The organism is Limnoglobus roseus (genome assembly GCF_008254045.1).
GTDB classification, from domain to species: Bacteria; Planctomycetota; Planctomycetia; order Gemmatales; family Gemmataceae; genus Limnoglobus; species Limnoglobus roseus.
In genome coordinates this window covers 2,430,804-2,442,760 of sequence record NZ_CP042425.1, presented here as the reverse complement: position 1 = coordinate 2,442,760, position 11,957 = coordinate 2,430,804, and the positions used below count along the sequence as shown (strand labels likewise).

Genomic DNA, 11,957 nt, shown 5'->3' with positions numbered 1-11,957 from the left:
CTCACCCCGGGTGGGGTTTGAAGCTCGCGGCCAGCCGCTTCAGACCCTCTTCGATGCTGACCTGCGGATCGTACCCCAGATCGTTCTTCGCGGCCGAGATGTCGTACCAGTGCGACGTTGACAGTTGCTTCGCCACGAACAGCGTCAGCGACGGCTCGCCGGCCACGCGGAAGAGGCCGTAGACCGCTTCCAGGGCTCGCCCTGTCAGGCGAGCCACCCAGCCAGGGACGGTCTTCGTGACCGGCGGCACGCCGGCGTCGGCGAGGATGCGGTTCAGGAACGTCCACATCACGACCGGGTCGCCGTTGCTGATGAAGTACGCCTTCCCCGCGATCGGCGAGCCGATCTCCAACTTGTCGGCCGCGAGGACGTGGGCGTCCGCGGCGTTGTCCACGTAGGTCAGGTCGATCTTCACTTCACGGGTGCCGATACGCTTCAACTTGCCGAGGCGGGCACGGGCCAGCAGTCGCGGGATGAGGTGCGGGTCGCCCGGCCCCCAGATGAGGTGCGGCCGCAAGGCCACCGTCGCGAGGTCCGACCCGTTCGCGGCCAGCACCGCCTGCTCGGCCTTCGCCTTCGTCTGCGGGTAGTACGAGTCGAAGTGCTTCGCGTAGGGCAGGCTCTCGTTCTCGCCCGCGATGTCCACCCCGGTGTGGACGACGCTCGGCGTGCTGGTGTACACGAGTTTCCGCACGCCCTGAGTCCGGCACGCGGCCAGGACGTTCTCGGTGCCGGTGATGTTCGTGGCCACGTAGTCGGCGTACCGGCCCCACACGCCGGCCTTCGCGGCCACATGGATGACCACGTCGCACCCGGCGACAGCCTGATCCACGGCGTCCAGGTCCGTCAGGTCCCCGAGCCGCTGTTGCACGCCGATCTCGTCGAGCCACGCATACCGCGAGCGGGTGAAGGAGATCGGCGTATCGCCGCGAGCCCGCAGGGCGCGAACGATCGCCCCGCCGAGGAACCCGCCGCCGCCGGTGACGAGGGCTTTCATACGCGGCCCCCGTTCCACTTCCGGGGAAGTTGCCCGTCCGCCCACTCCGCGAGCTTCTCGCGGAAGATCTTCGAGTTGTGCCGCACGTCTACCGGGAACTTCGGGTGAATCAAGATGGCGTTGATGGTCGGCGTGATTCGTTTCACCTCGGCGTACAAGTGGAAGGTGAGATATCCACGCGGATTGCTTTCGAAGCGTGGATCGAACCTCGTCCCTCGCTCCTCATTTTGTTTGAGGTTCTTCGATACTTCGAGAAGCCCGGCGCGTGTTCGGAACGTCGGTTCAACACACAGCACCGGATGCGTGACGCCATCCCGCACCACACCGACGAGTGCCGTGCGCGACACTCCCTCCTCTGTGTTGAAGATCGGCTCGACCATGTCGGTGAACAGCGTGCCGTGCGGCGTGACCACTCGCTGCGACTTGCGGCCGCAGAACCACAGCCGGCCGCGGTCGTCGAAGTACCCCACGTCGCCCATGCGGTGTAGCACTTCGCCCGTCGCCGGGTCGGTGATCTTCGCCAGCTTCGTCGCAGCGTCGCGGTGCCAGTACTGTTTCGTCACCACCGGCCCGCGAACGACGATCTCGCCGACTTCACCATCCGGCACGCACAGCGATTCGTCCCACTCAGCGATCGGTTCGTCGGAGATGCGAATGATTCGCACGGTCATTCCTGCGAACGGCCGGCCGACGCACACGCCGTGACCGCGTTCGGTCAGTCGTCGTGTCTCGGCGAGGATTTCATCACTGCCGATGTTTGCCACCGGCAGGGCTTCCGTGGCCCCGTAGGGCGTGAAGATTTGCACGCCGTCGGGCAGCAACCGCGAGAATCGCTCCAAGGCGTGTGGCGACGCCGGCGCACCGGCCGAGAGGACGCGCTTCACGCTCGTCAGTGTATCCGCGCCCTCTTTGAACGAATCGCCCAACCTCCGGATCACCGCCGGGCTGCCGAAGAGATTCGTCACGGCGAACCGCCGAACCGCGGAGAGCGTCTTCGGGGGGTCAATCGTGGCGGGGCGGGAGGGGTTCATATCCGGGATTACACACGTCATGCCGAGGGCCGGGCCGAACAGCGCGAATAACGGGAATGTACACAGATCGATCTCGCCCGGGGCGATGCCGTACTCGGCTTTGAGCATCTCGACCTGAGCCGTGAAGATGCCATGCGTATAAACCGCCCCCTTTGCCAGGCCGGTGCTACCGCTGGTGAACAGGATCGCCGCCGGGTCGTTTGCCGTCACCGGGGGGCGAGCGTACTCACCCTTTCCCGTGAACGTGAGAGGAAGTTCCCGACTCGACCGCGTGCAGAAGAACCGGCCACGGCCGACGTTGACGGTGGTCCGGATCGTCCGACGGCCCCAGCCGAGCAACCGCCGCGCCACATGAGCCTTCGGAATGCCGATGAACACCTCGGGTTCGGCCTCGTTCAAGCAGTCGCCGAGTCGGCGGATGCCCATACCGGGGTCGATCAGCACCGGCACCGCCGCGGCCTTGAGCAAAGCGAACGTCAGCGAGAAGAATTCCAGCGACGGCGGAACCATCAGCGCGACTCGCGTTCCGGGGCCAATGCCGAGGGCGGTTAACCCGTGGGCCGTGGCATCGGATTCGCTGTGAAGTTGGGAAAACGTCCGATGCGTTCCCGCTCGGGCCGAGTGCAAGGCGACGCGGGCCGGTTCGACCGCCGCCAGAATCGCCAGGTGACTCGATACGTTCACGTCCGGGGTCGTCATGTCTTCAATCGTACAGGGTCTGGGGCACCAGGGCACGGCGGCCGGAAATGCCGGTTGTCCGGCTACTGCTCCGTCGGTCCGGCGTTTCAAAAAAATCCGAAAATACCAGTCCCTTACTCTGGTGCGGTCAGCGCGTTAGCATATGCACACTTGATCCCTTCCCCTTCATTCCAGTGAGGCCCGCCATGCCCGAAGTCCTCTCCCTCATTCTCGGCGGCGGTCGCGGATCGCGACTCTTCCCCCTGACGAAATCCCGGGCCAAGCCGGCCGTGCCCGTCGGCGGCAAGTACCGCCTCATCGACATCCCGATTTCCAACTGCATCAACAGTCGCCTCAACAACATCTACGTGCTCACGCAGTTCTTGTCGGTCAGCCTGCACCGGCACATCGCGAACACGTACAAGTTCGACATGTTCAGCAAGGGGTTCGTCGAAATCCTCGCCGCCCAGCAAGCCTACGACGAGCAGATCGGCTGGTACCAGGGTACGGCCGACGCCGTCCGCCAGAACATCGCGTACATCAACCGCGAAGAGCCCGACGAGGTGCTCATCCTGTCGGGCGACCAACTCTACCGGATGGACTACCAGCAGCTCATCGAGACGCACCGCAAGAGCAAGGCCGAGGTGACGATCGCGGCCATTCCGGTGCCGGAAGAGCAGACGGCCGGTTTCGGGCTGATGCGGATGGACGACAGCGGCCGTGTGCTGAGCTTCACGGAGAAGCCGAAGACGGCCGAGGCCCGCAAGCCGTACTACACCCCGTCGACGTGGATCGAGAAGATGGGCATCCCGTCGAAGGGCCGCAACTACCTGGCGAACATGGGCATCTACCTGTTCAACACGGACAAGTTGATCGAGATGCTGAACGCGCCGGTGCCGGACAAGTTGCACAACGCGATGCTCCTGCCACACGACTTCGGCTCGAACGTCTTCCCGAATCACGTCGCCGACCGGCACATCCAGGCGCACCTCTTCGACGGCTTCTGGGAGGACCTGGGTACGATCAAGAGTTACCACGAAACGAGTCTGGCGCTGGGCGAACCGAACCCGCCGTTCGACTTCTTCAGCCCGGAAGGCCCGATCTTCACGCGGATGCGGAACCTGCCGGCTAGCCGAATTAACGGCGCGGCCCTGGAGAGCGTGACGATCGCCGACGGCTGCGTGATCGGGGCCGGCAGCAGCGTGAAGCACTCGCTGATCGGCGTCCGCAGCGTGGTCGGGGCGAACTGCCACCTGAAGGACGTGGTGATGATCGGCAGTGACGGTTTCGAGACGCAGGTGGAACTGGAGGAGAACCGTCGCCTGGGCCGCCCGCACTTGAACATCGGCGAAGGCTGTCGGATCGAGCGGGCAATGTTGGACAAGGACTGCCGCATCGGCCAAGGTGTTCGGATCCGCGACCATGACGCCGACGCCGACTACGACGACCCGGCCGGCCGCTTCCACATCCGCGACGGTATTGTCTGCGTGCCGCGGGGCGCGGTGATCCCGGACGGCCTCGAGATTTGAGATCTCGTTTCCGATCGCGCGTTGACACTCCGGCGTGCCGCTCATAGGATTGGTACGTTGGCGCACCCATAGCTCAACTGGATAGAGCATCGGTCTACGGAACCGAAGGTTAGAGGTTCGACTCCTCTTGGGTGTACTGGACTTACGGCGATTCGCCGGAGTCTGTCCGAGATATCCTGTCCGAGATCGAGAAATAACCCTCCCCGGTGTTACCAGCACCGAGGAGGGTCAGCGACGCGAACCTTTTCAGGCCCGGCCGTGCTTTACACGGGTTTCCTGAGGAGGTTTTTTCCATGTCCCGCCGTCAGCCCGCTCCGTATTTCAAGAAGTCCCACAAGGCCTGGTACGTCCAGATCGGGACGAAACAGCACCGCCTTTCAGACGACTACGCCGAGGCACTCGCCCGGTGTGCCGAGTTGCTCAAGGCTCACAAGAAGGCTGAGCGGTTCATCGTCCCCAGCGAGCCCCTGCCATTTACTCTCGGACAACTCACCTCGGAGTTCCTGCGGGTCGCGTTCAAAGACCGATCCCCTCGCACACGCGGTTGGTACGAAGAAAAGCTCACGCCCTTCGTCCGCCACCTCGGCGAGACGTTCCCCGCTTCCCACCTCAAGCCGCTCCATGTCGAACAGTGGGTCGCCGTCCACCCCGATTGGGCCCGCGGGACCGCCCGCGGCGTTTGGCAGGCCGTCCAACGGCTTATGCGGTGGGCCGAGCGAAGTGGCCGGACGCCGCATTCGTCCGTCTGCGATTACGCCAAACCGAAGGCCGGGAAGCGGTCGGTCGTTATTTCGCCCGCCGAATACCAACGAGTCCGAGAGGCCATCCGCTCGGAGCGGTTCCTCGACCTCGTCACGCTGGCGTGGGAGATCGGGGCGCGGCCACAGGAGCTCTTGAAGCTCGAAGCCCGTCACTTCGATTCGGCCAACCGGCGGTTCGTCCTGCCTCCCGAGGAGGCCAAGGGCGACCGGTGGCCCCGCATCATCTACCTGACCGAGGCCGTCGTGCCGCTCGTGGACCGCCTCGTCGCCGAGCGGCCGGCCGGACGACTGCTGTTGAATGAGGCTGGCAAGGCGTGGACGCCGATGTCCGTCAACTGCCAGTTCGTCGCCGTCCAGCACCGCATGGGGTTCGCCGCGATGCGGGAGCGAGCGATCGAGGTCAGGGAGGAGGCGATTCAAATGAAACTCCTTTCGTTGCGGCCGAGCCGGGTCGTGAACGGTCGGGAAGAAGCCAAGTCGGTCGCCGAACTTCGGGAGGAAGCTCGGCTCAAGTGCCGGCGGGAGTTGGCCCAAACTCTCGCCCCGAAGTACTGCCTGTACCACCTCAGGCACTCGTGGCTCGACCGCATGCTCAAGAGCGGCGTTGATGCGATGACCTGCGCGATCCTGATGGGGCACCGCGATCCGTCCACGATTGCGAAGACCTACCAGCACCTTTCACAGTCGCCCGATCACTTACGGGCGGCACTGAACAAGAAGCCGCCGGGGTGACTTTCGGCCGACCGCACGGTACCCCGTGCGAGGTACTCGTCGATCGCGTCGGGCGGGATCAGAATCTTCCCCCGTCCGACGCCGACCCGTTGGTGTCGCAGCAACTTCGCGGCGCAAAGGCCGTAGACGGCGGCCGGGGACAGTCGCAAACAGGTGGCCGCCTCTTTGACGGTGAGTGATGGTGTCAAGCTCGGCTCTCCTTCGTTGTCGGTGGTTAATTCCGTCGAACTTCGCCAACTCAATGTGTTGCCCACCCAACCAAAACCGGCGAGGCTCGCCATGGTCGGGCTTCGCGCGTGATCGTGTTCCCCGGTGCTCGTCCGGGGGAGGGAAACGCTTTTAAGACTTTCTGGAGGTGTGCAACCAGACGCTACGTCTGGAACGACCCGTCCGCCCCGATTCGCAACGCGACAAACCACGGACCCGACTTCATGGTCAACCGCTGCCCACGGCCCAACAGCGGCAGGTACCAGCCCGGTTGCCGGTGTCGCGGCCGCAACTTCGTCAAGTATTCGAGGTAGTTCCTCACCGCGTGGAACGCGTCGCCATCGACCGCGACGAATGGCACCATCGAGAATGGCCTGTTGGTCCGACCGCACCAACAGGCGCGCAGGAGGCGGCGGGCGGCGCGAACCGACGGGTTCGTCGTGATGGCGATGTAGTCGTAGTGGACCCGCTCCGGCCGCGTCGGGTGCATGACGGCGAACACGGAACAGTCGTCGCCCGCCCGGTGGCGGCGGTTCAGCCGGTGAACGAAGGCCCGCCGGACCTCCTCGACCTGGTCGCAGGGCCGGAACTTCAACGACCCGCGAACGCAGAGCACGACCACACCTCTTAGCTGAGGTACGACTCTCAACCGGAGGTGCCGATTCAACGCCCTCGTCAATCGGGAGGCGTACCGTGCGTAGCAGGCGACCGAGCAGGACACGGAAGAGTGGTTGTTGCGAAGGTTTCCATGCGCATCTCGAATGCCGTAGCGATAGCGGCACATCCACCGGGGTTTGTGTTGTCCGAACAGTCGCCGGCCCCTGGCCGGAAGATCACGAGCGGGGCCTTGCGCTTCACCGCTCGCTGAGGGGGTGGTATCGGCGGGCGGGGCAGAGGCGGGACGGCGTGAGGGGCGTGAGTCAGCCATTGGGACGGCCCTCCTTTGCCTGAGCCGCGTCGGGGGCGACGGCGACGTGGTGGACAAGGGGCAGGATCTCCTCCCAGCAGAGGCGGATCGAGCCGTCGGGCAGGATGTAGTGCGGCAGTTTGCCGGTGCGGGCCAACCGAGACGTGCGGCCGGGCGGCCAGTTCAGTCGGGCATCGACGTCGTCGGGGTAGAGCAGATCGTTCGGCATGGCTTCTCGTCCTTAAAGTTCCGGGAGTGTAGATCCCCCGAAATTCATGGCGAGCAGCGCGGCCGTCCTTTCTATTCCGTACTTTCCTACCTTTTGCCTTCTTTTCCCTTATCGTCCTTTTTCTTCCGGGTGCGTTTCACCGACCCGCTGACGCCGGGCACGACCGTCTCGGATGCGCCGAAGTTGTGCGTGTCAGCTACGGTCAGGCGGGCGTCCATTGCCTTCGCCTGCTTCTCGGCGTTGCGGGCGTCGAAGTGTTCGCGTATCGCGTCCCACCACGCCATGAGGGCGGCCTCCCCTACCGACGGTTGCTTTCCCTTCCTCCGCGGGAAGACGATCGGCCCGTCGTGTTTCGTGTTGAGCTTGCGAATTTTGTCGCGGGTCGGCTCGTCATTCTTCAAGACCGGCCGGCCGTGCGGGGCGTTCAAGGCGGCGAAAATCTCGCCCCAAGAGGTCAGCGGATGGAACGGGGTCGGTGGCTGCGCCTTCTCCCCGTCGCCCGGTTTGGCCTGAGGTAGAGGGGCGGACGCTGCCGGGTATGGCTCGGCGGCGGCAGGGGTGTTGTTTGTCGGTGGGGGAACGCGGGCCAGTTGATCGAGCATCCGGTCGATGCACCCCCGCCCGTCGACTCGGGCGAACGTATCCGCCCGCTTCATGTACAGGTTCGTGAGGACGGCGTTCAGACCGTCGGGCGTTGCGGGCGGGTTCAGTGGGGCGCGGCTGTGTACGGTGAGGACGTCGTTGAGGACGTCGAGCATCGCGTTCGGCCCGCCCGCCCGGCGCAGACGGAGGTCCACAGCGAGGTACGCGGTTCGTGCGGCCGTCGCCGCGTCGGCCACACATGCTGCCAAGCGGCGGTACTCGCCCTCTCTCTCCCACAAGTAATAGACGGACGCCACAAGCCGGGCGCACTCCCGCATGGCGGTGGCGACGGCGACAAACGCATCGGCCAGTTGTGTGTCTAAACCAGGGGGCCTCTCGACGTAGAGTTGGGACACCTGCTCATCGACGCGGTCTCGATTCAGAGTTGTGCCAACGAGTCGATTCTGGCGTCGCGTGCGTTCGACGGCTTTGAATGCTTCGGTTTCCCGACAAGCCAGGCAACTCACGCAGGTCGTGTCACCGGAAACGAATGTCCTCGGTGGCCAAAACGTGCCGGTGCAGGCCATAACGTTTTGGCCCTTCCCATGAATCACCGGGTGGGGTGGATCGAAATGGGTCGTGACCAGCGGAGCAATCACACGTTGCCCTGGCTTGCGATTGTCCGCGCCACATTGCGGGCAAACGGGTATTACCGACGAAAACTCGTGCTCCGGTTCGCAGTTGTAGCACCGATAGCGTAGCGCGGGCCCGACTGAGCCATGGTCTCGCTGCTCTCCATCGGGGCGGTTTTCATCCATTGAGAAACACCAGATGCAGCTTTTCCAAGCTAGTTGGTTGGACCTGCTTGCAGACACTGGCCCGCCAGCGACTCACCTTCATTCCGAGGCGGAGGTCGGAAAGAACGTCACCCCTCGCCGCGTCAGATTGCTGCCGGTGACAAAGGGGCAGGCTCGGTCACCATGCCCATGTCTTCATCTGCGCCGTCGAGGCCATCGGTCGGCAAGCCAGGGTCGTAGTCGGGGTCCCCGGGTTGCGGCGGATAGATGACCTGCGTGTTGCCCGTTGTCTTGGAAATGATCTTGTGCAGCATGTCCAGTTCGTACGGGTACAGCTTCGACAGGTCGCAGTGGAACTCCTCTTCCTTCGCCTTTACGTTCTGCTCCTGCTGCTCGGCCTTCATATGGGCATTGAGGACGAGTAACTTGTCCACCACGATCCCGAGCGTGACCCCGAGGTCCTTGATGTTCAGGTTCTTGACCTTTTCAAGGGAGACGCCCATCAGGTTGTGGGCGAACTGCTCCATCGCCTCGGCCAAGTCGAGCTTTTTTTGGCCGCTCAGTTGAGCGGAAACGGGGTTGCGCGATCCCTTCGCCCACTGCTCCAGCGTCTTCGCCGGGATGCTCAACGCCCGCGCCGTGCGCTCGACATTGCCGCCGTTGGCGGCCAGCCCGGCAATGGCCGTCGCCCGGAAGTCGTCGGAGTACCGGCGGCGAACCGGCACCGGCTTCTTTGCGGAACCCATGTGCTTCCCTTCCTTGCGTCTGAAATCAAGTTGAGTGATCTGCCGCCCTGATGTCGTCTCTTACCTCGATCGCTCAAGAACCGCTTCGGCGGCACGAACCGAGGCGGAGAACAGGAACAATCGGCAGGTGGTGGGGGGAAGTCTCTGCCCTCCGCACGAGTCGGTCCCGTCAGTGGGCTGTGCGGCTGCTGGAGTAGACGAAATTATAGCAGATCGGGCACCCGAGCGGGCGGGGACTGGGGACCAGTCTGCGAGAGTTTTCAGCCGCCTCGGACGAAGCACGCCGTCACTTCGTTGGGCAACTGGCGTGCGACCTCGCCCGGCCCGAAGTGGTCGCGGACGAACAGTTCTGCCCAGGCGGCCCGATACTCTGACACCAACTGGCGGAAGCGAGCCAGGGCCTCATCGCCAGGGGCGGGAAATTCCACGGAATTCTGATTCAACACATAGTTCAGCCGATGTGCTTCCGCACGAATGACCGTAGTGGCCGCGATGACTACATCGAAGCCCTGAATCAACTGGTGAATGGGGTGGCCCGACGGGTTCCAGATCGTCGTTGTAACGGCCATGCGTTGGCGTCCGAATGCGTGACAAATCAAAAATCGGCGAGTAAGGAGGGAGTTACCCCGCTCTTTCCTCCGATTCCAGCTTCAAGTTCTTCACCCGCGGGGCGAAGACGCGGTGCATCGTTTCCAGATGTTCACGCAGCCACTGGGACTGCTGCGGCCAGAGTTGACGGTCCACGAAGTCGGCGTCGGTCCGCGTGTAGATACGACACATCGCCTTGTTGTCGGGGTAGGCCGATTCCGGGTCGATGAAGTTGTCGAGTTGTTCCTTGCCCTGCGTGTCGTCCCCGGTGATCCGCCCCTTCGTGAAGCTGACTTCCTCCCGGATTTGGGCCATCTCGTCCCAGCCCGCCCTCTTCACAGCCGGCGTGATGAACTTGGTGCAGATGTCGCGTTCGCTGAGCGATTTCTTGTCCATCGGCCGACCGCCCCGGATGAGAGCTGCGGAACAAGACGGAACGTCATTCGTGCGTCAGTCCTCTTTGTACCAAACTTGTTCGGCTCCGTGCTGCTGCATGGACAGGCGTCGGCCTTCGAGCTCAAGCGAACTTCCGAGGTCTGAGTGGGGAGGGAAACGCTAATAAGACTCATTTGAGCCGAGCAGTCCGACGCGACGGTTCGAATGCCCTCCGCCTCGAATTCTTCGCACGTCCCCGCGATGTCCGAGTTCGTGAAGCAGCGAGCGCCGTCGGAGTACGACCGCCACGCCGACGCCATTCACCGTGACCTTTCCAACACCGCCGTCGGGGCACGATACGCGGCAGCAAGTAGCGTCGAGAGTCGCGCGGCATCCTCCTCACCCTGATCGCGGAGCCGCTCCAGCCGATGCGCGTTCCGGCTACTGCGGTAAGGGAGGTTGTGGCAGGTCCGGCACACGAACTGCTTCTCGCCGCAGGGCAAGTACAGACGGCTCAGACGACGCCCGCAAGTCTGTCCGTCGGCCTTCAGCGGACAGGTGAACCACCACCGCCCGCGGCCGGATCGGGTTACCGACGACCTCAGCGGCACGGCCAAGCGAATGGTTTCACCGTCCGCATGGCCGTAGGACAAGGTGATTTGAGGTACGGCGTCTTTCCATCCGCCACGTACCCCAGCGTAGCGGCTTGGCCCGTCCAAGAGACGGACCCGCTCTCCCTTGCTGACAAAACGGGTCGGAACAAGTCGATCGGGAGACAAAGTCCCTCATCGACGAGGGGTCGCTGGCTTCTTGCTCCCCAATTCCCGCTCTTGGAACTTCCCGTCGCAAACATTCCTCAGCCTGCCGGGATAATGCCAAAATCGTAACGAATATTCGCTGATCCACAAGCGTCCAGCACGCACGAATGATCGAGGCATACTTCGCAAACAGTAAGCCGGCCTCGCAAGAGTCTCTGATATAGAGTACGGGGCCAGGTGGAAGTCATGGGCGATATGGCCGGCTCGGGTAGACGACGAATGCGTCTCATGACAAATCGACTGCACGGTTGAGCTGCCACTGTCGATCTTGTAACGGAGCGCTCGCCGACAACGTAATACTGACGAGAAGATTTACCGCCATGGAAGCAAGGCGGATCGGTATTGACGCGCGCCGGACAACTAAATGTTCAAGCATCGACCGGAGCCAAGGGTCGGACCTACTCGGGTCATCGTCGAGCAATGCTTCTAGACGAGAATAGATCGACTCGCTGACAATGCCCGATCGGTCTGCGAGACGAGGAATCCCGCGCTCTGAGCATAATACGGTAAGGGTCCGGCAAGTTAGCGGTGCTGTCAGCGAGGACCGAATGAGTAGGGCGACCGCATCATCGCTAAGCACCTCGTCACTACAGAGCAAGTCGAGGATCAAGTCGACAAGCGTGGGCGTAAAAGCAGTCCTGACACGGGGCAACTGATTATTCATATACGCAAACAACAGCAGGTTGCTTGGCGTTGGTGTGGCCACCACAAGCGCTGCAAGTTCAGTGATACGTTGCAGGGAAGGAGGTGAAGACGGAACGGTGAATGGCCTCATCCACATCATGTCTTGCCGTGACGTTCGCTGCCACGCCTCGACAAGGAGAGGTGTCGGGCATGTGGACAAGTCAGCAAGGAGAGAGAAGCCCAACGCGTGCCAAGATTTGTGAAGGTTCGGATGCCATGCAAGTGCTGCGTTAAGATTGTTCGGATCGAAATCGAATTCACGCACCGCGTATCGCACGCTCCGAGCCAGGAGAGAG

Annotated in this window: 11 protein-coding genes and 1 tRNA gene; 3 read left to right on the top strand and 9 right to left on the bottom strand. The window is 63.1% G+C overall.

Going from position 1 to position 11,957, the window contains the following annotated elements; all coding sequences use genetic code 11:
* Position 1 precedes the first annotated feature (1 nt).
* Both PX52LOC_RS10100 and PX52LOC_RS10095 read right to left on the bottom strand, forming a co-directional pair.
* Positions 2-997: an NAD-dependent epimerase/dehydratase family protein gene (locus PX52LOC_RS10100; protein WP_149109982.1), complete on the bottom strand. Its 996-nt coding sequence runs from the start codon at positions 995-997 to the stop codon at positions 2-4.
* Positions 994-2,727 (bottom strand): fatty acid CoA ligase family protein, encoded by a 1,734-nt coding sequence (locus PX52LOC_RS10095; protein WP_149109981.1) that lies wholly within the window; start codon positions 2,725-2,727, stop codon positions 994-996. The genes PX52LOC_RS10100 and PX52LOC_RS10095 overlap by 4 nt, the downstream gene beginning before the upstream one ends.
* Before the next feature lie 185 nt (positions 2,728-2,912).
* Here PX52LOC_RS10095 and PX52LOC_RS10090 point away from each other — a divergent pair, with 185 nt between their 5' ends.
* The 3 genes from PX52LOC_RS10090 to PX52LOC_RS10080 all read left to right on the top strand — a co-directional run bounded on the left by PX52LOC_RS10090 (position 2,913) and on the right by PX52LOC_RS10080 (position 5,728).
* On the top strand, positions 2,913-4,235 hold the full coding sequence (locus tag PX52LOC_RS10090; RefSeq protein ID WP_149109980.1) for a glucose-1-phosphate adenylyltransferase: 1,323 nt from the start codon (positions 2,913-2,915) through the stop codon (positions 4,233-4,235).
* Between the two features lie 62 nt (positions 4,236-4,297).
* Positions 4,298-4,371: transfer RNA gene (locus tag PX52LOC_RS10085), tRNA-Arg, on the top strand.
* 157 nt (positions 4,372-4,528) lie between these two features.
* A complete protein-coding gene (locus PX52LOC_RS10080) occupies positions 4,529-5,728 on the top strand; it encodes a tyrosine-type recombinase/integrase (RefSeq protein ID WP_149109979.1) in 1,200 nt (399 codons plus the stop codon).
* Here PX52LOC_RS10080 and PX52LOC_RS10075 read toward each other — a convergent pair.
* The 7 genes from PX52LOC_RS10075 to PX52LOC_RS10045 all read right to left on the bottom strand — a co-directional run bounded on the left by PX52LOC_RS10075 (position 5,689) and on the right by PX52LOC_RS10045 (position 10,180).
* Positions 5,689-5,916, bottom strand: a complete 228-nt coding sequence (locus PX52LOC_RS10075; protein ID WP_168218903.1) for a helix-turn-helix domain-containing protein — start codon at positions 5,914-5,916, stop codon at positions 5,689-5,691. The genes PX52LOC_RS10080 and PX52LOC_RS10075 overlap by 40 nt on opposite strands.
* Before the next feature lie 182 nt (positions 5,917-6,098).
* Complete coding sequence (locus PX52LOC_RS10070; RefSeq protein WP_149109977.1) at positions 6,099-6,551, bottom strand: hypothetical protein; 453 nt, start codon at positions 6,549-6,551, stop codon at positions 6,099-6,101.
* 304 nt (positions 6,552-6,855) lie between these two features.
* Complete coding sequence (locus PX52LOC_RS10065) at positions 6,856-7,071, bottom strand: hypothetical protein (RefSeq protein WP_149109976.1); 216 nt, start codon at positions 7,069-7,071, stop codon at positions 6,856-6,858.
* Positions 7,072-7,157: 86 nt separating this feature from the next.
* Positions 7,158-8,069, bottom strand: coding sequence for a hypothetical protein (locus tag PX52LOC_RS10060; RefSeq protein ID WP_149109975.1), 912 nt, complete (start codon positions 8,067-8,069; stop codon positions 7,158-7,160).
* 524 nt (positions 8,070-8,593) lie between these two features.
* Entirely contained in the window at positions 8,594-9,196 is a 603-nt protein-coding gene (locus PX52LOC_RS10055; protein ID WP_149109974.1) for a transposase, read from the bottom strand.
* A 260-nt stretch (positions 9,197-9,456) separates the two neighbouring features.
* Positions 9,457-9,765: a hypothetical protein gene (locus tag PX52LOC_RS10050; protein ID WP_149109973.1), complete on the bottom strand. Its 309-nt coding sequence runs from the start codon at positions 9,763-9,765 to the stop codon at positions 9,457-9,459.
* A gap of 52 nt (positions 9,766-9,817) precedes the next feature.
* A complete protein-coding gene (locus PX52LOC_RS10045; protein WP_149109972.1) occupies positions 9,818-10,180 on the bottom strand; it encodes a hypothetical protein in 363 nt (120 codons plus the stop codon).
* Between the last annotated feature and the right edge of the window lie 1,777 nt (positions 10,181-11,957).

Excerpts from the sequence above, each read along its gene's own strand:
- PX52LOC_RS10100 (WP_149109982.1), bottom strand. The coding sequence starts at position 997 with ATGAAAGCCCTCGTCACCGGCGGCGGCGGGTTCCTCGGCGGGGCGATC.
- PX52LOC_RS10095 (WP_149109981.1), bottom strand. The coding sequence starts at position 2,727 with ATGACGACCCCGGACGTGAACGTATCGAGTCACCTGGCGATTCTGGCG.
- PX52LOC_RS10090 (WP_149109980.1), top strand. The coding sequence starts at position 2,913 with ATGCCCGAAGTCCTCTCCCTCATTCTCGGCGGCGGTCGCGGATCGCGA.
- PX52LOC_RS10080 (WP_149109979.1), top strand. The coding sequence starts at position 4,529 with ATGTCCCGCCGTCAGCCCGCTCCGTATTTCAAGAAGTCCCACAAGGCC.
- PX52LOC_RS10065 (WP_149109976.1), bottom strand. The coding sequence starts at position 7,071 with ATGCCGAACGATCTGCTCTACCCCGACGACGTCGATGCCCGACTGAAC.
- PX52LOC_RS10055 (WP_149109974.1), bottom strand. The coding sequence starts at position 9,196 with ATGGGTTCCGCAAAGAAGCCGGTGCCGGTTCGCCGCCGGTACTCCGAC.
- PX52LOC_RS10050 (WP_149109973.1), bottom strand. The coding sequence starts at position 9,765 with ATGGCCGTTACAACGACGATCTGGAACCCGTCGGGCCACCCCATTCAC.
- PX52LOC_RS10045 (WP_149109972.1), bottom strand. The coding sequence starts at position 10,180 with ATGGACAAGAAATCGCTCAGCGAACGCGACATCTGCACCAAGTTCATC.